The organism is Pseudomonas sp. B14(2022) (assembly GCF_012030485.1).
Lineage (GTDB): Bacteria > Pseudomonadota > Gammaproteobacteria > Pseudomonadales > Pseudomonadaceae > Aquipseudomonas.
On record NZ_JAAUVM010000006.1, the window covers coordinates 1 to 22,830 of the forward strand.

Here is a 22,830-nt window from a genome sequence, read left to right on the forward strand (position 1 = left end):
GCAGCGCTATGTCTCGCGCTACAACATCAGCAGGCCTCATAGCTACAACGACTACCGGTCGCCGGTCGTGAAGGAAAGGTTGGCGGCGTGAACCTTAATCAGTGTCCAAGATTACTTGACCAGTTCAAGCCCCCTCCCACATTTGATCTCTGGCGCCTGATAGACTCTCCACACTTTCCCCGCCCGCGAGCCACTCCCATGCTCCACGTGTTATTCAGCGTTTACCTGAAGATGCTGGTGCTCTACAGCCCGTTCTTCGTGCTGTCCTGCTTTATCAGCCTGACACGTGGTTATTCGAGCAAAGAGCGGCGACGCCTGGCCTGGAAAGTGGCGCTGGCAACCCTGGTGTCGAGCGTGTTGCTCTACCTGTTCGGCCGGGTGATCTTCAGCGTGTTCGGCATCACCGTCGACGCCTTCCGCATCGGCGCCGGCAGTGTGCTGTTTATCTCCGCCCTGGGCATGGCCCAAGGCAAATCGGCGGTGCAGACCGACAACGTGCAGCAGGACGTGACCATCGTACCGCTGACCATCCCTCTCACCGTCGGCCCCGGCACCATCGGTGCACTGCTGGTCATGGGCGTCAGCCAGCCGCACTGGGATGACAAGATCACCGCCATTCTCAGCATCGCCCTGGCCAGCCTCACGGTCGGCGTGGTGCTGTACCTGTCCAACCGTATCGAACGGATTCTCGGTGACCAGGGCTTGCAGATTGTCAGTCGTTTGATGGGATTGTTCGTGTGTGCCCTCGCCGCGCAGATCATCTTTACTGGGGTGCGCGGCTACCTGGTGCCTTAGATGCGGTATTTGGCAATCGCCGACTGCACCTTGTCGCCCGCACTCTCACGCATCAGTCGGATGGTTTTTTCGTTGACCACCGAGGTATTCAGCACCAGGCAGGTCTGCCCGCTGAAGGCCTCGAACTGGGTACTGTCCCATTCCAGAAAAGGCAGCCCAACCTGCTTGCTCACGCCATGGGTGCTGTAAGTCACCAGCACCATCGTCAATTCGCCGTCCGTTTCGGCGCATGACGCCAGGCCAAAATCACCGCCCTCGTGCACGCTGCTATTGCGCTTGAACAGCTCGAAGGATGCCGGCTGCTGCTTCAGGGCCTCCAGCGCATCAGCGGCCAGTTTGGGCAGTGCAGTGAGCAACGGCCCGGTCAGTGACGTCGACGCCAACAGGCTGGCGATGATGTTCAGCGCCGCAAGTTGCACCGTCAGGCCCTTGCCGGAGCTTGAAACCCGCTCGAAACGACTGCGCACCGGCAGCCAACCCAAACCGATCATCACTTTGATGAATTCGTCGTACCAGGCCTCGGTACCTCGGTGGATTTTCAATACATCGCTGACATAGCTGCTGGCCAGCAGATAGCTTTTACGGATGTACTCCATGTTCAGCCCGGACAGCCCCTCGGCAAACGAAATCACACCGTTGTTGACCACCGCCGCGTTGCAGTCGTCCTCCGTGTCGAGGGGCAAAGAGGGCTGCGCACCTGACGCCCTCGGTAATGTGTAGGCCGCAATCAACTTGCGCCGTTTTGTATTGTTGATCCTTCTGTGATGTCGCTCCATTTTCAGTTCTCCACAAACACCCCGACTCGGGGCTTGTGTCCACACTAGTCCAGCCACCGGCGGCTCTTCCATGCCACAAACATCGCTTGCCGGCACACGGCAAAAACCCCTGCCCAGCAATGACGGGGTGCTCCTCGAACCCTTCCGGTTTTCGTGGCCAAAAAAAGAAAAAGCCCCGAGCGACAATAGGCAACCACCCATTGTCATTCGGAGCTTTCGTGCAGCCGCCCAGGCGTTTTCAGGAGGCGGGTTTGGCACCGTACCAGCGCGGGGTGTACACCCATTCACCGCCACCGGCGCGAGGGAATGTGCAGGTGGTGGATGAGCCGATCAGCACCATGGTGCGCATGTCCACCTGGTCTGGCGTGAGGTGCCCCAGGGTGGTGACGCGCAGGGTCTGGCCGGGGCGACCGATATCGCGGCCCAGCACCACCGGGGTTTCAGGCGTGCGGTGTTGCGCGACGATTTCCAGGGCGCGCCCCAGCTGCCAAGGCCGCGAACGCGAGATCGGGTTGTAGAACGCCAGCGCCAGGTCGGCCTGGGACGCGAGGTCCAGGCGCTTTTCGATAATCGACCAGGGTTTGAGGTTGTCCGACAGCGACATCACGCAGAAGTCATGGCCCAGCGGCGCACCGGCCTGGGCGGCGGTGGCCAGGGAGGCCGAGACGCCCGGCAGGATTTCCAGCTCGACCTGATGCCACGCCGGATCGCCAGACTCGTGCAACGCCTCGATCACCGCCGCCGCCATGGCGAAGACGCCCGGGTCGCCGGACGACACCACCACCACCGAACGGCCCTGGGCGGCCAGCTCAAACGCATGGCGGGCGCGTTGCATCTCTTCGCGGTTATCGGTGCAGTGCTGCACCTGGTCGTTACGGAACGGCCCGGCCATGCGCACATACGTTTCGTAGCCCAGCACATCGGTGCAGCGCGCGAGTTCGGCCTTTACCGCCGGCACCATCAACTCGGCGGCGCCAGGGCCCAGGCCGATCACGGCAAGGCGACCACGGCGGCGACCGACCTGGGCCAGGTCCAAAGGCTGCTCGGCAACACTGATGACGATGTCTGCACTTGGCGCCACGTCGGCAAAGCGCAGCGGCACCCCCAACTGCAACGCCGCTTCATGCAGCGACGCTTCGGCCATCTGCCTATCGCTGGCCAACAGGCACGCCAGGGATTGCACGGCGATGCCCGCCTCGTGCAACGCCGTGCGGACACGCTCCGCCAACTGCGCACCCGGCCTGCAGGTCACGCACACAGTCTTCGGATAGATCAGCAACTCGTTGGCGGCAGGCACACGCTCGGCACTGCCCACGTGAATGGCTAAATGCGCCTGCTGGTCCTGGGGCAAATTCGCCTGATCCAACCACGGCGCCGCACCTTCGATGCGCACGCTTTCGCCGGCCAGCAGGTCGGACACGAAGCGCTTGCCCAGCTCCAGGTCCGCCAGCTCATAACCCGCCGGCGGGTTGAGCAGGCAGGTACCGAAACGCAGCTCGCCACTGGTGGTGATCGCCGCAGCAACGCCCAGTACCGCTGCGATGTCCCGCGCCATGACGTTCACACCACCCAGGCCACCGAGCAACGGCACCACGGCGCTGCCGTCTTCCGCCACGGCCAGCACGGCGGGTTCTTCGCCTTTCTCCAGCAGCAGCGGCGCCAGTGTGCGGATCACGATGCCGGCCGCACACAGGACGATCAGCGGCGTGCCCTGCTGGTACAACTGACGCAGGGTCGCGCCGAATTCGCTGTAAGACTGGTCTGCACCCTCAACTCGACCCGCCAGGCCGTGGATCAGTGCGCCAGGGTAAACCTGCTGAATGGTGCGCGCGGTGGCCAGGCTGCCCTGGCCCAGAATGACAATCGCCGGGTTCATCAACCTTGCCACCTTTCACCCGGCACGATGATCAGCGAGAAGTACGGCGAAGACATCGGCTGCACCTGGTCCAGCGGCACGATTTTCTGGTTGGCCATGGTCGCGCGTTCCACATACAGCGCGCGCTCGGCCAGGCCGAGTTCTTCGAGTACCTGACGCACCTTGGGGAAGTTGCGTCCCAGCTTCATGATCACCGCCGCGTCGGCATCTGCCAGGCGGCGCTTGAGGTCTTCGTGAGGCAACACGCCCGAGAGCACCGAGAGACTCTGGTTGCGATACACCAACGGCGCGCCGAGTACGGAGGCGCCGCCGAGCATCGAGCACACACCTGGGATGACCTGGGCTTCGTAGCGCTCGGCCAGACGGTCATGCAAATACATATAGGAGCCGTAGAAGAACGGGTCGCCTTCACAGATCACCGCCACATCGCGACCGGCGTCCAGGTGCACAGCCACATCGACACTGGCGGTGTCGTAGAAGTCGCTGATCACTTGCTCATAGGACAACGGCGCCGGCAGCGCTTCGGTGGTCACCGGGTACACCAGCGGCATAAGGGTTTGCTGTGGTACCAGGTGGTCTTCGATGATGCCGAAGGCGTTGCCCTTCTTGCCCTTGGCCACGAAATACGCCACCACCGGTGATTCGCGCAGCAGGCGCAGGGCCTTGACCGTAATCAGTTCCGGGTCTCCAGGGCCGACGCCCAGGCCGATCAAACGTCCGCGTGCCGGCATTATTCGACCTCCGTGGCGAGCGCATTCACCGCAGCGGCGGCCATGGCACTGCCGCCCAGGCGGCCCTGCATGATCACGAACGGTACGCCACGGCTGTCCGCCGCCAGCATGGCCTTGGATTCGGCCGCGCCGACAAAGCCGACCGGGAAGCCGAGGATCAACGCCGGTTTCGGCGCACCGGCATCCAGCATCTCGAGCAGGTAGAACAACGCCGTCGGCGCGTTGCCGATCACTACCACGCTGCCTGCCAGGTGCGGACGCCACAACTCCAGGGCGGCAGCGGAACGGGTGTTGCCCAGCTCCCGCGCCAACTCCGGCACGCTGTCGTCGCGCAGGGTGCAGATCACTGGGTTATTGGCGGGCAGGCGCGCACGGGTCACGCCTTCGGAGACCATCCGCGCATCACACAGAATCGGCGCGCCAGCGGCCAGCGCATCGCGCCCGGCCTTACCCGCACCTTCGGAGAACTGCAGGCCGTCGATGGCCTCGACCATGCCGCACGCATGAATCACCCGCACCGCGAGTTTCTCCAAATCAGCCGGGATACGCTCCAAGTTGGCTTCCGCGCGAATAATGGCGAAGGAGTTGCGATAGATCTCCTGACCGTCGCGGATGTAATCAATCATCGGTGTTGCTCCGTGGGTGAGCGCGCAGCAAGGCGCCCGCCGCTTCAATGGAAAGAGTGCGCGCGTGCAGCCGGCCGAAACCGGGGTGGGCTGCCTCGCGAAAATAGAGGTCGTAGTGGCCAGGGCTCACCGCCAGCAAGGTGACCGGCGCAACGTGCGCGGCGGCGCAGGAGCGCGAGCAGCCGGACAGGTGCACGTCATGGCCGGGATGCAACGCGGCCAGTTGCACGGCGTCGGCCTTGGTGTCGGCGAGGGCCTTGGCGCAACCGCTGGAGCCGGTGCAGGCGATCATGTGCGCCAGGGGTTGGTCGACTGAGCAGAGAAAGCCCAATTGCCTCAGGCGTTGGGTCACGGCGTGAGGTTTTTCGACGTTGGGCAGTAGCACACCTTGCCAAGGGGTGAAGCGCAATGTGCCGTCGCCATGTTCGTTGGCGAGTTGCGCGACGCCCTTGAGCATCGTCGAATCCAGGCGCCCCAAGGGTGCGATGGCAGCGACGTAGAATTGATTTTTCTGAGCCTGTGGATAACTCCCGAGGTGCAGCAAAGCGCCGCTGGGCGGGCGTTTGAAGCCGTCGACCGGCAGCAGCGAGAGACTGAGGCGGCTCAGCAACTTATCCACAGCCAGATGGCGCATGCGGGTTTGCTCTGGGGTGGCGAGGTCAAGAAACGCCTCCAGCACCGCCACCACCAACCCATGACCCTGCTCCAGCGGCACGGCGGCCAACGGCGCATCCAGCCCTGGACACCCTGCCAGGCCGAACGCGAGGAGCGTCTCGCCATTGCGTACGAACGCCGACAGCCACAGATCATGATGATGTTCGAGCATCGCCAGGGCTTCGCCGCCATCCAGTTGCACGGCGAACTTGGCCGACAGCTCATGGAAACGCGGATGATTTTGCAAGGTGGCGAGGATCTGCTCGGCCAGCGGCCGGGTGTCGAACAGCATCTGCGGATCGATACCGGCGCTGGGGCTGAGCATCAGGTTGCGTACGTCGTCGCCAGCAGCGTTACTCGGGCCCAGGTCGGCGGCCAGCAGCATGGCAATCAAGGCGTCTTGCTCGGCACCGATCCCACGTATTTGCAGGTTGGCGCGGTTGGTCGCCTCGATCACCCCGCCCGCGTAGGCCTGGGCCGCATCCGCCACGGCATGGGCCTGGGCGGCGCTGATCGAGCCACCGGCCAATTTGATCCGGCAAATGCCGCCATCCAACGCCTGGACGATACGCAGCAACCCCGGACAAGCCGAGGGGCGCAAGGTATTCACAGCGGGCGTTGGGTTCACGGGGCTACCGGTTGACGGGTAAAGGCGCGGTATTATGCCTGCTTTGTCCGGCGGCATGAAAAGCCTGCCCGTCGGATGTCGCTCAAGGAATTGATATGTCGCCCTGGCTGACGGTTGTAGGCATCGGTGAAGACGGCTTCAAGGGGCTGGGCAGGAATGCCCGGCATGCCCTGTTGCGCGCTTCGCGGATTATAGGTGGCCAGCGCCAGTTGGACCTGTTGCCGGTGTGTATTCGCGGTGAGCGCCAGGTGTGGCCGAGCCCGTTCTCCCTGGAGCCGGTACTGGCGCGGCGTAGCGAACCTGTGTGTGTGCTGGCCAGTGGCGATCCGATGTTCTATGGCGTGGGCGCCAGCCTGGCGCGGCAGGTGGCGGCTGAAGAACTGCTGATTTTGCCGGCGCCGTCGTCGGTGTCATTGGCGGCGGCGCGGTTGGGCTGGCCGTTGCAGGAGGTGGTGACGCTGTCCGTAGTGGCCCGGCCGGCGGCGGCGATCAATGCGCATCTGGCCACAGGTGTGCGTTTATTGGTACTGAGTAATGACGGCGGCAGTCCCGCGTTGATTGCTTCGTTGTTGGCTGAATCCGGGTTTGGGCCCAGCCGATTGACCGTGTTTGAACACCTGGGCGGCGCGGATGAGCGGCGCATCGACGGTTTGGCTGAGGATTGGCAACACGCCTCGGTCGCCGATTTGAACCTGGTCGCCATCGACTGCCTGGCTTCCAACGACACACCACGTCTGTCGCGCCTCGCTGGCTTGCCCGATTCCGCCTTCCAGCACGACGGCCAATTGACCAAGCGCGACGTCCGCGCCATGACCCTCGCCCGCCTCGCCCCGATGCCCGGCGAACTGCTGTGGGACGTGGGCGCGGGCAGTGGCTCCATCGGTATCGAATGGATGCGCGCCCATCCGAGTTGCCGCGCATTGGCGATTGAAGCAGACGAAGGCCGCCAGGGCCTTATTGAACACAACCGCGACGCCCTCGGCGTGCCCGGTTTGCAACTGATTCGCGGCAAGGCCCCGGACGCGTTGCACGGCCTTACAGCACCCGACGCCATCTTCATCGGCGGCGGCGTCACCCGCGACGGCGTACTCGACACCTGCTGGCAACACCTGCGCCCCGGCGGTCGATTGGTGGCCAATGCCGTCACCCTGCAAAGTGAAATGACCTTGATGAACTGGCGCACGGAACACGGCGGCGAACTGACGCGCATCCATGTGGCCCAGGCGCAGCCGTTGGGGGAGTTCGATACATGGCGCCAGGCGCTGCCGATCACATTGCTGGAAGTGGTCAAGCCGCGATGAAACGCATCCTGCTGCTGGGCGGTGTGACCGAAGCACTGGCTATCGCGCGCACCTTGGGGCCGGCGCATATCTACAGCCTGGCGGGTGTGGGGCGTGTGCCGACCGATCTCACCTGCCAGGTGCGTGTCGGCGGTTATGGTGGTGCCGAAGGGTTGGCGCAGTTTGTTCGCGACGAACAGGTCAGCCTGATCCTCGACGCGACCCATCCGTATGCGGCGCAGATCAGCCGCAATGCCGCCGAGGCTGCACGGTTGAGCGGTGTGCCGTGTTGGGCATTGCGTCGCCCCGCGTGGCAACCGCAGGCCGGCGATGACTGGCGAGAGGTCAGTGACTGGGCTGAATTGATCGAGGCCTTGAAACCCTTCAAGCGTCCATTGTTCACCTTGGGCCGCGAGCCGTTGCAGCACCTTGATGAAATCCCGCCCGAGCAGTTCTGGACGCTGCGCGCGCTGGATGTGTATCCGGGGAATGAGCGGTGCGAAGTGATTGGCGCGCGCGGGCCGTTTCTGCTTGAAGATGAACGCGCGTTGTTTGAACGGCGTGGGATTGATGTGCTGATCAGCAAGAACAGTGGCAGTACCGCCACCGAGCCGAAGCTGGAAGTGGCGCGGGAACGAGGGGTGCCGGTGTTGGTGTTGAAGCGGCCGGTATTGGCTGTGGTGGATCGGGAGTTCGCCACAGTGGCGGCGGTCTTACAGGCCATCCAATCTCCCTGAACAACGTAGTTCAAATGTGGGAGGGGCGCTGACTTGAAGATCGGCATCCCCTCGATTCCCCGTCTATCCTCAAACCCAGCACTGCGACACCAAACCACACCACTACTTTTTACTTATCCCCCCCGATCAGGCTAAATACCCGCCTGATCGTTTAACCCTACGGATTGTCCGCCATGTCCCGTCAACGCTTTGCAATTGCCTGGATCGCCTGCCTTGCAGTGCTGTTCAATGCCTTTGCCATGCCGATGGCCAGTGCGATGCAACAATCCAAGGACCCCATGCAGCAATTGCTGTGGGGCAGTTTCTGTTCGTCCAATGGCGCCAGCCTGAAGACCATTGCCCTGGGCAAGCTGGAAATCCCAGCGCCGCAGCAGGACGATCATTCCACCATGCAGCATTGCTGGTGTTGCTCCGGCTCGGCGCCGTTGGTGGCGTTGCCGGGGCATGTGCCGCAGTTGTATCTCACGCGATTTGAGACGGTACAGCGTCAACCACACCCCCCATTGCAAACCCCCACCCCGCGCCAGCAATGGCCGAGCCTTAACCCCCGCGCCTCTCCAACGGTTTGATCGTCTTCGCAAGTGAACTGCGTTTAGAACCGTTCTGGAGAACTGCCATGCTTAAATCTTCCCTGCTTCTGGCTGCGTTGCTGCTGCCGGTGTTCAGTGCTGCCAATGCCGAAGACTACAAGGCCGGCGACCTGCTGGTCAGCGATCCCTGGTCCCAGGAGTTGCCGCCGAATGCGCCGACCGTCGCCGCGTATTTCGTGATTCATAACACCGGCGCGACCCCGGATCGCCTGCTCAGTGCCGACACGCCGGTGGCGGACAAGGCCGAGCTGCATGAGCATGTGATGCAGGGCGACTTGATGAAGATGCAGCAAGTCCCCAGCGTTGCCGTACCGGCCAAGGGTGACCTGACCTTCGCGCCCATGGCGTATCACGTGATGTTGCTGGGCCTCACGGACCGCAGCCTGCTGGCCGATGGCAAGCAATTCCCACTGACCCTGACCTTCGAAAAAGCCGGCAAGGTCGAAGTGGAAGTGTCGGTGCAGAAAGCGCCGCCGATGGCCGGTCACGAGCATATGCACGCTCAGTAAGCCAACCTCGATGGGCGCCCCTCGCGCCAGGTTATCTCCACACCGCCGCGTGATGCGCGGCAGTTGGATCAGCCTGTTCGCCATGCTGATGATTTTTATCGGTCCGCTGATTTCCCAAGCGATGCCGATGGATCATCACGCCGGTATGTCGATGAACATGTCCATGGACATGCCCGGCGAGCATGGCGAAGGCCACCACCCTAAAGCCCCCGACGAACATCACGCGCTCTGGTCCAAGTGCGGTTATTGCGACCTGCTGTACAGTTGCCCGGCCCTGCCTGGCAGCGTGTCATTCGTGGCCATCGGTACCCCGCCGCCGGCCAATGCCCTCACCCCCAACCCGCGCCTGGGCCATGCCCGGCAGAGCATTTTCCCCGGCGCGCGCAGCCGCGCCCCGCCCATCGCCTCGTAAGCACCTGACACCGTTACTTCACCCCGGCCGACTTTAGACAGACAGCCGCAGGCTGCTGGCCGTGTTGTTTACGATTGATTGATGGAATTTGTCATGTCCAGGTTTACTGCTGACTCCCGTTTGGGAAGTACTTCTGTGCTCGCTGCCCTATGCGGCGCCCTGCTCGCCACCCACGCTCAGGCCGATGAGCACGCCGAACATGAGCTGACGCCCACGGTGATCACCGCCATCGCGCCCAGCTCGCCGCTGACCGTGATTACCAACCCCAAGGACCCGCGCCAACCGGTGCCCGCCAGCGATGGCGGCGACTACCTCAAGACCATCCCCGGCTTCGCCCTGGTACGCAACGGCGGCACCAATGGCGACCCGGTGCTGCGCGGCATGTTCGGCTCACGCCTGAACATCCTCACCAACGGCAGCATGATGCTCGGCGCCTGCCCCGGCAGGATGGATGCACCGACCTCGTACATTTCGCCGGAAACCTACGACAAGCTCACCGTGATCAAAGGCCCGCAGACCGTACTCTGGGGCCCGGGCGCGTCGGCCGGCACCGTCCTGTTCGAGCGCGAACCGGAGCACTTCGGTGAACTCGGCACGCGGCTCAATGCCAGTGTATTGGCCGGTTCCAACGGGCGCTTCGACAAGGTCATCGATGCCGCCGCTGGCGGGCCGCTGGGCTATGTGCGGGTAATCGGCAACCAGGCCCATGCCGATGACTACAAGGACGGCAACAACGACACCGTCGCCTCGCGTTACGACAAGTGGAATGGCGACGTTGCCGTCGGCTTCACCCCGGATGCCGACACCCTGCTGGAGCTCACCGCCGGCCGTGGCGACGGCGAAGCGCGTTACGCCGGGCGCGGCATGGACGGCTCGCAGTTCCTGCGCGAAAGCCTGGGCCTGCGCTTCGAGAAATCGAATATCGGCGAAGTGCTGGATAAGGTCGAAGCCCAGGTCTACTACAACTACGCTGACCACGTGATGGACAACTACAGCCTGCGCACGCCCTCGGGCACCGGGATGATGGCCGGGCCCATGGCCTCCAACGTCGATCGCCGCACCCTCGGCGCGCGCATCAAGGCCACCTGGCGTTGGGCCGACGTGCAACTGATCAGCGGCCTGGATGCACAGACCAACGAGCATCGCCAACGCAGCAGCATGGGCATCGACACCTACAAGGATTTGCCCAAGGTCAAGGACGCCAACTTCCACAACTACGGCGTGTTCGGCGAACTCACCTGGTACGCCGCCGACCGTGACCGCCTGATCACCGGCGCGCGCCTGGACCGCGCCTCGGCCAAGGACTTCCGCCAGACCACCGGTTCCGGCATGAGCGCACGCGCCAACCCGACCGCCGACGACACCCGCGCCGATACCCTGCCCTCGGGCTTTATGCGCTACGAGCACGACCTGGCCGACAGCCCGACCACGCTCTATGCCGGCCTGGGCCACTCGGAACGCTTCCCGGATTACTGGGAGCTGTTCTCGCCCAACACCGGCGCAGTCGGTTCGGTCAACGCCTTCGACGGCGTGAAGCCGGAGAAAACCACCCAGCTCGACTTCGGCGCGCAATACAAGGCTGACAACCTCGAAGCCTGGGCCTCGGGCTACGTCGGCCAGGTACGTGATTTCATCCTGTTCGACTACCGGCCGGGGATGATGGGCACCACCTCCCAGGCGCGCAATGTGGACGCGCGCATCATGGGCGGCGAACTGGGCGCGGCCTACACGCTGACGCAACACTGGAAGGCCGACGCCACCCTCGCCTACGCCTGGGGCAAGAACAGCAGCGACGGCAAGGCCCTGCCGCAAATGCCGCCGCTGGATGCACGTTTCGGCCTGACCTACAGCGAGGACGACTGGAGCGTCGGCGCCCTGTGGCGGGTGGTGGCGGCGCAAAACCGCATCGACCAGAACAAGGGCAACGTGGTCGGCAAGGACTACGACAAGAGCGGCGGCTTTGGCGTGTTCTCGCTGAATGGCGCGTATCGCATCAACAAAAACTTCAAGGTCAGCACCGGCGTCGACAACCTGTTCGGCAAAGCCTACGCCGAGCACTTGAACCTGGCCGGCAACGCCGGGTTCGGCTACCCGGCCAACGACCCGCAGGCCATCAAGGAGCCAGGTCGCACTCTGTGGACCAAGGTGGATATGAGCTTCTAAAAGCATCGGGGGCAAGCCCCCTCCCACAGTTGGAATGCATTCCACATGTGGGAGGGGGCTTGCCCCCGATGGCGGCCTGACCAACGACAAAAAATTAAGCTTTGCGGAGCATCCCTGATGACCACTCAAAAAGTTTCCTTCTACAACCTGGCCTGGCGCTGGCACTTCTACGCCGGCCTCTTCGTCGCCCCTTTCATGGTGCTGCTGGCCCTGACCGGCATCATTTACCTGTTCAAGCCCCAACTCGACCCGCTGATGTACGGCGACCTGCTCAAGGTGCAAAGCGCCGAGCACGCACTGAGTGCCGACGAACAGTTGCAACGTGCCCAGGCGGCCTTTCCCCAGGGCAAGATCAGCAAGTACCTGCCACCCGTCGACGCCACCAGCAGCGCGCAGTTCGTGATGCACGACGCCGGGCGCGAAGTGACGGTGTTCGTCGACCCTTATCGCGGCACCGTACTCGGTGAGCAGGATGCGAAAAAAAACCTGCAAGCCATTGCCCGCGCCCTGCACGGCGAGTTGATGATCGGCACCGTCGGCGATCGCCTGGTGGAACTCGCTGCCGGTTGGGGTGTGATGCTGGTGGTGTCCGGCCTGTACCTGTGGTGGCCGCGCGGCAAGACGTCGGCCGGCGTGCTGTGGCCACGTTTCAATACCCGTGGCCGCGTGTTCTGGCGTGATCTGCATGCCGTCGCAGGTTTCTGGGGCGCGGCGTTTTTGCTGGTGATGCTGCTCAGCGGCATGACCTGGACCGGCTTCTGGGGCAAGCAATACGCCGACCTGTGGAACACCTTCCCGGCGGCGATGTGGAACAACGTGCCGCAGTCCGACCAACAGGCGCGCGTGCTCAACACCGCGACGCAACAGACCGTGCCCTGGGCCATGGAAAATACGCCGATGCCGATGTCCGGCGATCATGCCGAACACATGAAGCACGGCGCCATGCACGCCGCTCCCGCAGCCCCCACCGTCAGCCTGCAACACGTGGTTGACCTGGCCAACGCACGCAAGGTCGAGCCCGGCTACAGCATCACCGTCCCCACCACCGCCGAGGGCGTGTTCACTATCGCCGTGTTCGCCGACGACCCGCGCAACGACGCCACGCTGCACGTGGACCAATACACCGGCAAAGTCCTCGCCGATGTGCGCTGGGCGCACTACAACACCGTGGCGCGGGCCACCGAGACCGGCGTAATGCTGCACGAGGGCAAGATGTTCGGCTGGGTGAACCAACTGATCGTGCTGCTGATCTGCCTGATGATCCTGCTCAGCGCCGTAAGCGGTGTGGTGATCTGGTGGAAGCGCCGTCCCCAGGGCGGCCTGGGTGTTCCGCCGTTGCGTCACGACCTGCCGAAGTGGAAAACCGCGATGGTGATCATGCTCGGGCTGGCGATCATTTTCCCGCTGGTGGGCGCCTCGTTGATCGTGATCTGGGCACTGGATCGCCTGGTGTTGTCGCGGCTGTTTACGCAACGTCAATCCACCACAGGTTCGACATAAACCGGGTGAGATGCCCTGGCACTGAACACCACGGGGCGACAGCACCCTCTCGCTGTCGCCCCGTGGTCTGTGCTTTATCGGCCTGACGCGCTAACGCTTACAGCTCATCGCGGTCACGAATGCTCAGCGGTTCATCCTCTTCCGGGCCCTCGATTTCCGGGCCATTGGAACGCTCCAGTTGTTGTTCAGACAACTGCCCTTCGTTCATCCAGAAATCATCCTTATCCAGGACAAACAGCTTCCCGACCTTGACCAAGCCCTTCAGAAAAACGCTGGGATACACGTTCGGACCCGCCACCAGCACCTGGCTTTCCTGAGGCGAAAAGCTCGGCAGATACTTCAATAACCCACCGCCCAGACACGACAGGTACAGCGCCGCGGGCTGACGAGTGCCGCCCCGTAATACGCGAATGAAATAGCTCACGGAGGACGGTGCCACAAAGTTGCGGATCAGGGCTTGGTCCCTGGCTTCACGGCTGTCCGTGGCCGGCATGCTGCTGAACAACAGGTGAACGCCTGCAACAGCGTAGCCTGACGGGAAGTCCGGCATGGGTGCAGGTGGCATCGCCGGTTGGACCGCACCCTGGGGCCCGCTGTAGAACAAGCGCAGAATCAGCGACTCGGCAAGCCCTGCGGCGACCGGCAACGTGGCCAGGAACGAGACCCCCCCGCCATTGGCAAGCACCGCAGAGAGGTACTGCTGACTCTGATAGGGCGACAGTCGGCGCTTGAGGTCACGCACGGCATCATCGCCGTGGGAAAACACCGGCCCACAGGCCGCCGCCCACGGTGGGACAAATATCTCGGCAACGCCAGGCTGCCAGAACTGATCGATACGATTGCGCGTGGTCCAGATTCGCCCCGGCACAAGGGTGTCCAACTGGCCGATTGCGATAAGGTCATGCACGTAACTGAGCACCGTCCTCACGCCATCGCGCAACTGCTGCCGAAGCTCGACCAGTCGCCCCCAACTGTCCAGTTGAGCATCGGTGCCCTGGTACTGATACTGAAGCAAGGCTCCGTCCTGGCACGACAGGTAAAACGCCAGTTGCTTGTCCTTCACCCCCTGCAAGGCGAAGCGGATGCCGGTGTCGATATCCGTAGGAGAAAAGAACGCCTGGCGCAGCGGATCACCGACGGGGGCCAGGGTTTCGTTGCTGGCACACAGATAGAAACCCTCCAGTCCATAGTCCTGGGGGAGCAGGCCATGGGGAAAGACTTGCCCAAAGTCACGATAGCTCTGGCGTACCAAGGGCAGGCTGGCCATGTAGCGCCCGTTTTTCTTCGACTTGAAGACGTAGCCGAATTGCAGGTGTTCGCCATGCCTGCGGTGCTCATGGGCATAACGCACCGCATCCTTCTGCTGGGTGAAGATCGGACTGAACGCCGGGTCTGCCAGCGCGTTTCTGATCATCAACGGCTCGACCTGAACCGCAACGAACGCCCCGGTTATCCTGCGTGGGATCCCCCAGGCCTGGCTGCCCTCCACCACGCGCAATACACCGGCATTGCCCAGGCGGGTGACGAACTCGGCGGGGGTCAATTCGCCTGTGCGAATCTGACGTTCGATGCGGTTTTCCAAGCGGTCCCCGCGGACCCGGTTCAGCGGCACCAGGTCCTTTTTCAGTTGTTCTTCCAGGGTGGTATGGCTGCGGGTGTAGCTCAGTACACAACCATCGGAGCCCAACAGGTACTCGCGGACCAGGCTGGCATCCTGGCCCGAGAGGGCCGCAGAAATCACCCGGGTGGACAGCATGTTGCGGTAGAGGCTCTCCTGCCGGGCTTCCAGCGCAAACGGCAGGTCGCGAGGCGAGCTTGAGCGGTAGCGCGCGACAATGGTATGGCCCCCCGGGAAGCCGCCGGTACTGACCACTTCGTCAGGGAAAATCCACTTGGGGTCAAAGTCTTCCCGAGGCACTTTCAGGGGTTCGGTGGTCACGAACAAACCATCCGGACGCTTGAGAATCAAGCCGCCCATCAACCCGTTACTCTGGAGCAGCGAGCGTGCATGGCGTGCCGCATCGTCCTGATCGTGGAACGCCGGGCCCAGGCGACGGCGGATGAAATTGGCATACGGTCGCCATTGTTCGGTGCCGGGGCTCACCGCGCCTCGTCGGTCCCAGCACTGGCTGCTGTACAGCACCCGCAGGTCACCGGCGCGGGCGACCAGTGAAATATACCGGCGCGTATCGAACGCGCCATTGCGCAGGCTCATGCCTTCAATCGTCACGCCCTCGTCAGCGCTTGGCGCCTTGAGCAGGGTGGAAGCTTGGGGCTGGTAACGCAACAGGGCACCATCCAGGGTCGACAGGTAGACCGGCAGCGCACCGTTGGTGGACGCGCGAGGCAGGTACCGGGCATCTTCTTCGGCACGCAACAGCACCTCGGGCGTGACAAAAAACTGCGTCAGCCAGGCCTCCAGGGTCGGTAATCCCGAGGGTTGCCATTGCTGTGAATAGAGCAGCCCCACCAGCACGAAATTTTGCACAAAACTTCCACCCCCCAGGTAGCCACTCCCCCTGGAAGCATCGCTCAACCAACGCCCGTTGGTACTCATGGGTAAGAGTTCGCTGACCACGTACTCATCCGCCTGCGGGTGCTTGAGGATGTACGCGGTACACCCTTGAGCATCCAGGTTCCTGCCGTACCCGCGAACATGGGCATTGATCGCGGCCGCGTCCTGACTGCTGAAGACCGCACCCAACGCCGGGGTTTGCAGCGCAGCGGCGGCGTACTCGAAGTTCGGCGTCCAGTCGTTGTAGACCCTGCCGCGCGGGCCCCACAGGGGGCTCTGCACAAGCACCTGCAGACTGCCCGCATCGGCCAGCCGGGTAACGATGTCCACCGGCTTGAGCGCGCCCGACTCCAGCCGCTCGAAATAGCCATTTTTGCCCGGCTCGCGGGTGGTATTACTCTGTACCAGCAGCTCCCTGTCCGAGCCACTGGGGGTGTAGCTGATCAGGTTATTGGGCGAACCGCTCAAATAGGCCGGCAACCGCGACTGAATCACCGAGCGGATCTCCACATCCGAGAACAACGTGGTGTTGACCTCCAGGTCGCTCAGCGTCCATTTCAATCGCTGCTGGCGTTCCCGATCACCCGCAGACAACGCCGCGTGGGAGGCATAGCGCGCATGAATCCGGTAGCCTGCGGGGGGCACCAGTGCCCCATTGCCCACGATGGGTGTCAGCAGGTCGGTGGCGAATCCATCGCCGTGAATGATCATGGGCTCGGTGAACACAAATCGCCCCGTTGTGCCCTTGAGGATATAACCGCCATAGGCCGTTCCCCGGCGAAAGCCGATCTTCTCGTGGGCATGACGTGCGGCATCATCGGCGGTGAGGAACGCGGCACTCAGTGACACTGCAGTCGAGCCCAGTGGTAATGCCTCGCTGTCATGCACCGGCCCCAGCGTGCTCCAGAGCCCGCCTCGCTGAACCACCACCAAGTCGCCGGCGCGGGCCACCCGGCGAACAAAATCCCGGGGTGACAGCGAGCCGTCGAGCAACGCTGCTTCATTGCCTTTGTCGGTGACGGTTTGGCCGTCGAGGGTAAACAGCTCCTGGGCGGACTCGGCACTCGGGACCTGCCAGTGCAGCAAGGCATTGTCAGCGGTTCGCAGGTAGAGCTTGAGCCCGAGGGAGGCGATCTGGATACCTGTGGTGGCCAGCGACTGCGTCATCACATCCACCAGCAGCGCTGGCGACGCAAAGCGCTTATACAGCCACGCGTCCTCGGGCGGCAGTTTCTGCGGTGCCTGGGCCGAGTTCGCGTAATAGAGCCCGACCAGGCGGTAGTTCGATACCAGCTTCGGCTGGCCGTTTTCACGCACAGGAAACAAGCTGCCCAAGGTGGTGCCCGGAGCCGCCGGCAACGTGGCGATATAACTCGGGGCCGTTCGGTGCTTGAGTACAAACCCCACGGCGGCACGCCCCGATAGATCGCGACTGTTCAGGGCAACCAACACAGCGGTGTGCCCCATGCTGGTCTGAGGGCTAAAAAACGGCTGGTCCTGTACCGTGGCCTCACGGCTGACCGGGCTGCCCAGCGTCCAGCCCTTTACCACGCGACCACGAATCCCTCCCCACACTTTGTTGGCGACCACCACCCGCAAGTCTCCGGCTTGCGCCAGGTTCCACACGGCACCTTCAAATGCCGTGAACGGCACCACTGGCTCGGCCCCGGTCATCTGTCGCAATAACACTTGCTCTTCGTTGGAACCACTGCTGGTGTACTTGAGCAACGAGCCGTCAGGCCCGGTCAGATAATGCACCGGAGTGAAATCACGGTGGGTCAGGGCAAACACCTGATCGGCATTCGAGAAGAAGCTGGTGAACAGCGCCACCTGGTCCAGGTTGAAGCTGGGATTGTGCTGCTTCACCTCGCCGGTGTCGGCGGGGTGGGAATGATAGAGACCCTGGCACTCATAAGAAGCCGGGGCGATGAAGTGCCCCTGATCATCGGTGGCCAGGATACGCTGGAAGTCGAACCGCACCTCGTCACCCGCAACCGGCACCGTGGCGAAATAGTGGTTATCGCGCTTGAGGATCGCGCCGCCGTACTCCTTGTCCCGCCGCTCGCCAATACTGGTGTGAGCCCAGTAGGCGGCGTCATCGGGCAAGGCAAAGGCGGGGCCGACCTCCGGTTCGGGAATGTTCGAAAAAGGCCGCCAGTTATCCACCACCTCCCCGGCCTGGTCCCAGATCCGGCTGGTACTGAGCACCTGCAGCGTCCCGGCCATTGCCACCTTGTGGACGTAAGCCTGCGGGGTCAGCACACCCGTCAACAGCGCGCTTTCAAATCCGTGATCGTCCACCGTGGTGCCTTGGACGCGATAAAGGCCAGCCTCCTTCTGCGAATAGGAAAACCGGTACGCAAGCACCGCGTCGTCCGGGGCTCGTAGATAAAGACTCACGCCCTGCTCCGCCACTTGCTCACTGGGGATCAGACGCGCCTGCTGCGCCGCCGTCGCCAACCCCAACGCCGGGAAAAAGCTGCGATACAGCCACGGCTGTGCCTCCGGTACCCGGGATCGCGCCGGGGGCGCGTCGCAGTAAAACCCTTCGATGACAAACCCGTCAGGCAGTACATAACGACCGTCCTGGTTCCACATCAGAAAGTCCGTCATGGAGAACCGCGGTTGCTGAGTGCCCAGCGCTGGGGTCGCCAGGTATTCCGGCTGGCCACTACGCTTGAGGATCAGGCCGATGCGCCAGGTGTCCTGACTGGCAGGCAAGCCCTCCACGGCAGCCTGGATGGCATCGGTGGGCGCGGTGCATACGGCAGACAGCAAAGGCCGCATCCCCGTCGGCGTGTGTGCGAATGCCTGATAGGGTTGCCAGTTTGCCGGCACCACGCCTCGAGAACCGCCCCATAGGGCGCTGGCGGTGACAAAACTCAGTTCCCCCAGCACCTGCATTTTTTTTATGAAACCCTCCAGCGTCCCATCGCTGCCGAAAGGGCCATCGGCAATTTCTCCCAACAGCCACTTGGCGTACTGTTTTTCCGCAAATGTGCCACTGGGTCGATAGCGAATCAGTGAGTCATCCGGCCCGGACACGTACGAAAGCGCGAAGTTTTTTTGCCAGACGATGTCGGCGGCGGCGTCCCACGTGGAGAAAAAATTCAGGTGTGCTTTCACCTGCTGAGGGGAAAAATTCGGATTGCTGCTCGCTACCACGTCATGGTCCGCCGGGTGGGAATGGTAGAGCGCAGCCCGCTGATACCCAGGGATCGACAAGAAGCTGCCATCGGCATGGGTGCTCAACACCTCGCGCACATCGAACTCAAGCTCTTTGCCATGCACCGGTTCGGTGGCGAAAAAATAGCCGCCAGGGCTTTGCAGAATCACCCCGCCGTACTCTCGTTCGCGTCGCGCCCCGATACGTCGGTGGGCCCAGAGCGCCGCGTCATCCGGCGAAATAAACGCCGGACTCAAGGTCGGCAGGGTCACCACCCTGTCGACGCCGCCCGGCCGGGATTTGGGCGGCGGTACTGCCGCAAAGGGTTTCCAGTGTCGGTCGACAACGGCGGCCGCCCCCCATAACCCATTGCCCAGCACAACCCGCAATCGGCTGACCTCTGCCAGCTTGCGTACGACATCGGCGGGCTTGTAGGTACCGTCCGCCAACTGCCTGGAAATCAGGCTGCCTTGGGTCGCCGGCGCAAAAAAACGGGAGAACTCGGCCTGGTCCGGCGCCTGGGGTTCCAGCACGACCAGGCTGTCCACAGCGCCCGAGAGATAGCCCGGCACTTGCAACTGATGCACACGGTATGCCTCGACATCCGAGAAACTCTGGGCGTGGACGCTGATATCGTCCTGAGTCCACCTCATCTTGAACGCGCTATCGAGGTCCGCGGACGACACCGCCCTGTGTGAGCCGAACCAGCCCTGCAATTGGTAACCATCGGGCAGTGCCAGTTGTTTGCTGTAGGTATCCCAGGGAAAGAAACCCTCGAACCCAAAAGGGTTGGCACCCGTTTCCAGCAGTTCGGTCAACACGTAATGCTGGTCGGGATGCTTGAGTATCAGCGCCCCATATTCACGCTCACGCCGCGCGCCCACCTGCGCATGGGCGAACCGCGCCGCCTTGTCGGCCGACGAAAACGATTGGCCCAGCGTTGGTTTTTTGAACGGGAAGGTTGCATAGGGTACCCAGCCACTCTCGACCACACCTTCCACATCCCACAGCGGGCTGGTCTGCTCGACGCTCAACTCACCGGCTTCGGCCACCCGCGCCACAAACTGACGCGGGGTCAACGCCTGCTGAAGGTCTGCCTGCTCAGTACCGAGCAATCGGGTTTCCGCCGGCGAGCCACTGAACCGGTAGCGCAACAGCGCATTGTCCCGGGTGCGCAGGTACAACGAGATACCCAGCACAGACGGCGACGCATGCAGGTAGCGACGGGATGTGGCGATGTAGGCTGCCAGCTCCTCGGGGCTGAAGAACTGCTGGTACAGCCAGGGTTCTACCGTGGGGAACAGCGCCGGCACCGGCCGCGACAAATAGAAGAACCCATGCAGGTGAAAGCCCTCCGGCAACAACGGCCCGCCCGCGAGCAACGGCAGTTGGTTATCGACCGGCAATTGCGCTGCGCTGCTGAGGGAAAAAGCCTGGGTAGCGACGAACTCATCACGCAGCTCATGTTTGAGCACCATTGCCATCTGGTGCACGTTGGGCGTGCGCCTCATGCGGGCCTGCGCAGCATTCAGTGCCCGCGTCACATCAGGGTAGAGCCCGCCACACGCAATCGTCTCACGCCCTGCCTTCAAGGGCAGGTAAGGCTGCCAGAGATGATCGATGACGCCACTGACGCCGCCCCAATCCGCGTTGGCGACCAACAATGACAGGCGCCCCAAAGACGCCACCTTCTTGATGAAACCTTCCAGCGAGCCGTCGTGCCCATCCTCAGGCACGGCGGTGCTGACGTTATCGATCCAATCGACAAACCTGCGCTCGGCTTCGGAGAAGCTGGGCAGGTACTTGAGCAGTACACCATTGGGGCCCGACAGGTAGGCAGCGCCAAACGCGCGCCCTTCATAGTGATTGAAGACAACGTCCCGCTCAGAAAAAAAACTGTTGAAAATACGCACCTGAAGATCGCGGAACCGTAGGTTCTTCGCCTTCAAATCGGCAAATTGCTCAGGGTGGGAGTGCACCCCTCCCACCAGTTTATAACCCGTCGGGGCGAGAAACTCGTTGCGCGCCCCACGCGCCAGCAGCAATGAAAAATCGAAGGTCACCGCCTTGCCGGGAATCGGCTCGGTGGCAAAGACCTTGTTATCCGCCAAGCGCTGGAGAATGACGCTGCCGTACTCCTTGTCACGCTTGTTGCCGATGCGCGTATGCACATAACGCGCGGCATCGTCGGCACTGATAAATGCAGGACTGAGCTTGTACTGAATACCTCTCACCGCCGAGGCGGCCGCTCGTTTTTCTCTGGGTAAATACTCTTCCATGACACTTCCTTGATCACGCTCATTGTCGGTGCTCACCCGCACCGGACTTGCAGAACGCCAGCCACCCAACAGCGTCCTCGCTTGGATCACAGCGAGGGCACTGCATAGTTATCCAGTTTTCTGGGGGCGCAGCACTCTTTAGGCGCACCGCCTGCACCGCCTATGCGTGCCTGCCCGCTATTGGTGCACACACAACCGCTGCCGGGCTTTTTCTCCAGTAAAACCGGGCATTTCTCCATCGGGCACAGCCTTTGCTAGTACCTGTTCAGCGTTCACATCGGCCTATCAAAAAAAACTAAACGTTTACGGAGACCGCACCATGAAGCGTCGCAGCTTGATCAAGGCTTTCACCCTGTCCGCCTCCATTGTCGCCATGGGCATGACGTGGACCGTGCAGGCCGCCGAGACCATCAAGGTCGGCATCCTGCACTCGCTGTCCGGCACCATGGCCATCTCCGAAACGTCCCTCAAAGACATGGCGCTGATGACCATCGACGAGATCAACGCCAAGGGCGGGGTGAATGGCAAGATGCTTGAGCCGGTCGTGGTGGACCCGGCTTCGAACTGGCCGTTGTTCGCGGAAAAAGGCCGGCAGTTGCTGACCCAGGACAAGGTCGCCGTGGTGTTTGGCTGCTGGACCTCGGTGTCGCGCAAATCGGTATTGCCGGTGTTCGAAGAACTCAACGGCCTGCTGTTCTACCCGGTGCAATACGAAGGCGAAGAGATGTCGCCGAACGTGTTCTACACCGGTGCGGCGCCGAACCAGCAGGCGATCCCGGCGGTGGAATACCTGATGAGCGAAGAAGGCGGCAGCGCCAAGCGTTTCTTCCTGCTCGGCACCGACTATGTGTACCCGCGCACCACCAACAAGATTCTGCGCTCGTTCCTGCACTCCAAAGGCGTAGCGGATAAAGATATCGAAGAGGTCTACACCCCATTCGGCCACGCCGATTACCAGACCATTGTTGCCAACATCAAGAAGTTCTCCGCTGGCGGCAAGACAGCGGTGATTTCCACCGTGAACGGCGACTCCAACGTGCCGTTCTACAAAGAGCTGGCCAACCAGGGTTTGAAGGCGACCGACGTACCGGTGGTGGCTTTCTCCGTGGGCGAAGAAGAACTGCGCGGCATCGACACCAAGCCGCTGGTGGGCAACCTGGCGGCCTGGAACTACTTCCAGTCGGTGGAGAACCCGGTGAACACCAAGTTCGTCGCCGACTGGAAAGCCTACGCCAAGAAACACAACCTGCCGGGCGCGGACAAAGCCGTGACCAACGACCCGATGGAAGCCACCTACGTGGGCATCCACATGTGGGCGCAGGCAGTGGAAAAAGCCAAATCCACCGACGTCGACAAAGTGCGTGAAGCACTGGCCGGCCAGACCTTCGCAGCGCCGTCGGGCTTCACCCTGACCATGGACAAGACCAACCACCACCTGCACAAGCCGGTGATGATCGGCGAGATCCAGTCCGATGGGCAGTTCTCGGTGGTGTGGCAGACCCAGGAGCCGATCCGGGCGCAGCCGTGGAGCCCGTACATTCCGGGCAATGACAAGAAACCGGACTATGCGGTGAAGAGCAACTAAAGCCCGAC

The 22,830-nt window shown here is 62.6% G+C and carries 15 protein-coding genes; 9 read left to right on the plus strand and 6 right to left on the minus strand.

Features of this window, described 5'->3' with window-relative positions:
• Positions 1-198: 198 nt before the first annotated feature.
• Positions 199-795 (plus strand): MarC family protein, encoded by a 597-nt coding sequence (locus HCF10_RS11150; protein WP_003217330.1) that lies wholly within the window; start codon positions 199-201, stop codon positions 793-795.
• Here the strand turns inward: HCF10_RS11150 and HCF10_RS11155 are convergent.
• The 5 genes from HCF10_RS11155 to cobG all read right to left on the minus strand — a co-directional run bounded on the left by HCF10_RS11155 (position 792) and on the right by cobG (position 6,143).
• Positions 792-1,571 (minus strand): hypothetical protein, encoded by a 780-nt coding sequence (locus tag HCF10_RS11155; protein WP_131696716.1) that lies wholly within the window; start codon positions 1,569-1,571, stop codon positions 792-794. The two genes, HCF10_RS11150 and HCF10_RS11155, sit on opposite strands and share 4 nt — an antisense overlap.
• A 238-nt stretch (positions 1,572-1,809) precedes the next feature.
• Positions 1,810-3,447, minus strand: coding sequence for a precorrin-3B C(17)-methyltransferase (cobJ, locus tag HCF10_RS11160; protein ID WP_167655528.1), 1,638 nt, complete (start codon positions 3,445-3,447; stop codon positions 1,810-1,812).
• Positions 3,447-4,178 carry a precorrin-2 C(20)-methyltransferase gene (locus HCF10_RS11165; protein ID WP_131696718.1) on the minus strand — a complete coding sequence of 244 codons (732 nt, stop codon included), beginning with the start codon at positions 4,176-4,178 and terminating at the stop codon, positions 3,447-3,449. The genes cobJ and HCF10_RS11165 overlap by 1 nt, the downstream gene beginning before the upstream one ends.
• Complete coding sequence (locus HCF10_RS11170; RefSeq protein WP_131696719.1) at positions 4,178-4,804, minus strand: precorrin-8X methylmutase; 627 nt, start codon at positions 4,802-4,804, stop codon at positions 4,178-4,180. Before HCF10_RS11170 ends, HCF10_RS11165 begins: the two co-directional genes overlap by 1 nt.
• Positions 4,797-6,143, minus strand: coding sequence for a precorrin-3B synthase (cobG, locus tag HCF10_RS11175; RefSeq protein WP_167655529.1), 1,347 nt, complete (start codon positions 6,141-6,143; stop codon positions 4,797-4,799). Before cobG ends, HCF10_RS11170 begins: the two co-directional genes overlap by 8 nt.
• Positions 6,144-6,181: 38 nt before the next feature.
• Between cobG and cbiE the strand changes: the two genes are divergently transcribed.
• From cbiE to HCF10_RS11210, 7 genes are all read left to right on the plus strand, one after another.
• Positions 6,182-7,387: a precorrin-6y C5,15-methyltransferase (decarboxylating) subunit CbiE gene (gene cbiE / locus HCF10_RS11180; RefSeq protein ID WP_167655530.1), complete on the plus strand. Its 1,206-nt coding sequence runs from the start codon at positions 6,182-6,184 to the stop codon at positions 7,385-7,387.
• On the plus strand, positions 7,384-8,103 hold the full coding sequence (locus HCF10_RS11185; RefSeq protein WP_122309259.1) for a cobalt-precorrin-6A reductase: 720 nt from the start codon (positions 7,384-7,386) through the stop codon (positions 8,101-8,103). Before cbiE ends, HCF10_RS11185 begins: the two co-directional genes overlap by 4 nt.
• 173 nt (positions 8,104-8,276) lie before the next feature.
• A complete protein-coding gene (locus HCF10_RS11190; protein WP_167655531.1) occupies positions 8,277-8,672 on the plus strand; it encodes a DUF2946 domain-containing protein in 396 nt (131 codons plus the stop codon).
• A gap of 47 nt (positions 8,673-8,719) precedes the next feature.
• Positions 8,720-9,202, plus strand: coding sequence for a copper chaperone PCu(A)C (locus HCF10_RS11195; RefSeq protein WP_167655532.1), 483 nt, complete (start codon positions 8,720-8,722; stop codon positions 9,200-9,202).
• 10 nt (positions 9,203-9,212) lie between these two features.
• The gene (locus HCF10_RS11200) at positions 9,213-9,614 is read left to right on the plus strand and encodes a DUF2946 domain-containing protein (RefSeq protein ID WP_167655533.1); all 402 of its coding nucleotides are present in this window, start codon (positions 9,213-9,215) and stop codon (positions 9,612-9,614) included.
• A 93-nt stretch (positions 9,615-9,707) separates the two neighbouring features.
• Positions 9,708-11,777: a TonB-dependent copper receptor gene (locus tag HCF10_RS11205; RefSeq protein ID WP_167655534.1), complete on the plus strand. Its 2,070-nt coding sequence runs from the start codon at positions 9,708-9,710 to the stop codon at positions 11,775-11,777.
• 117 nt (positions 11,778-11,894) lie between these two features.
• The gene (locus HCF10_RS11210) at positions 11,895-13,277 is read left to right on the plus strand and encodes a PepSY-associated TM helix domain-containing protein (RefSeq protein ID WP_167655535.1); all 1,383 of its coding nucleotides are present in this window, start codon (positions 11,895-11,897) and stop codon (positions 13,275-13,277) included.
• A gap of 97 nt (positions 13,278-13,374) precedes the next feature.
• Here the strand turns inward: HCF10_RS11210 and HCF10_RS11215 are convergent, their stop codons facing one another.
• The gene (locus HCF10_RS11215; protein ID WP_167655536.1) at positions 13,375-21,237 is read right to left on the minus strand and encodes a DUF4329 domain-containing protein; all 7,863 of its coding nucleotides are present in this window, start codon (positions 21,235-21,237) and stop codon (positions 13,375-13,377) included.
• Between the two features lie 319 nt (positions 21,238-21,556).
• On the opposite strand from HCF10_RS11215, the gene urtA reads away from it, so the two are divergent.
• Positions 21,557-22,822 carry an urea ABC transporter substrate-binding protein gene (urtA, locus tag HCF10_RS11220; protein WP_131696729.1) on the plus strand — a complete coding sequence of 422 codons (1,266 nt, stop codon included), beginning with the start codon at positions 21,557-21,559 and terminating at the stop codon, positions 22,820-22,822.
• The last annotated feature ends 8 nt before the right edge of the window (positions 22,823-22,830 follow it).

Bases quoted from the DNA above. Each gene is read 5' to 3' on its own strand.
- HCF10_RS11150 (WP_003217330.1), top strand. From the start codon at position 199: ATGCTCCACGTGTTATTCAGCGTTTACCTGAAGATGCTGGTGCTCTAC.
- HCF10_RS11155 (WP_131696716.1), bottom strand. From the start codon at position 1,571: ATGGAGCGACATCACAGAAGGATCAACAATACAAAACGGCGCAAGTTG.
- HCF10_RS11205 (WP_167655534.1), top strand. From the start codon at position 9,708: ATGTCCAGGTTTACTGCTGACTCCCGTTTGGGAAGTACTTCTGTGCTC.
- HCF10_RS11165 (WP_131696718.1), bottom strand. From the start codon at position 4,178: ATGCCGGCACGCGGACGTTTGATCGGCCTGGGCGTCGGCCCTGGAGAC.
- HCF10_RS11215 (WP_167655536.1), bottom strand. From the start codon at position 21,237: ATGGAAGAGTATTTACCCAGAGAAAAACGAGCGGCCGCCTCGGCGGTG.
- HCF10_RS11190 (WP_167655531.1), top strand. From the start codon at position 8,277: ATGTCCCGTCAACGCTTTGCAATTGCCTGGATCGCCTGCCTTGCAGTG.
- cobJ (WP_167655528.1), bottom strand. From the start codon at position 3,447: ATGAACCCGGCGATTGTCATTCTGGGCCAGGGCAGCCTGGCCACCGCG.
- HCF10_RS11170 (WP_131696719.1), bottom strand. From the start codon at position 4,804: ATGATTGATTACATCCGCGACGGTCAGGAGATCTATCGCAACTCCTTC.
- HCF10_RS11200 (WP_167655533.1), top strand. From the start codon at position 9,213: ATGGGCGCCCCTCGCGCCAGGTTATCTCCACACCGCCGCGTGATGCGC.
- HCF10_RS11185 (WP_122309259.1), top strand. From the start codon at position 7,384: ATGAAACGCATCCTGCTGCTGGGCGGTGTGACCGAAGCACTGGCTATC.
- HCF10_RS11210 (WP_167655535.1), top strand. From the start codon at position 11,895: ATGACCACTCAAAAAGTTTCCTTCTACAACCTGGCCTGGCGCTGGCAC.
- cbiE (WP_167655530.1), top strand. From the start codon at position 6,182: ATGTCGCCCTGGCTGACGGTTGTAGGCATCGGTGAAGACGGCTTCAAG.
- cobG (WP_167655529.1), bottom strand. From the start codon at position 6,143: ATGCCGCCGGACAAAGCAGGCATAATACCGCGCCTTTACCCGTCAACC.
- urtA (WP_131696729.1), top strand. From the start codon at position 21,557: ATGAAGCGTCGCAGCTTGATCAAGGCTTTCACCCTGTCCGCCTCCATT.
- HCF10_RS11195 (WP_167655532.1), top strand. From the start codon at position 8,720: ATGCTTAAATCTTCCCTGCTTCTGGCTGCGTTGCTGCTGCCGGTGTTC.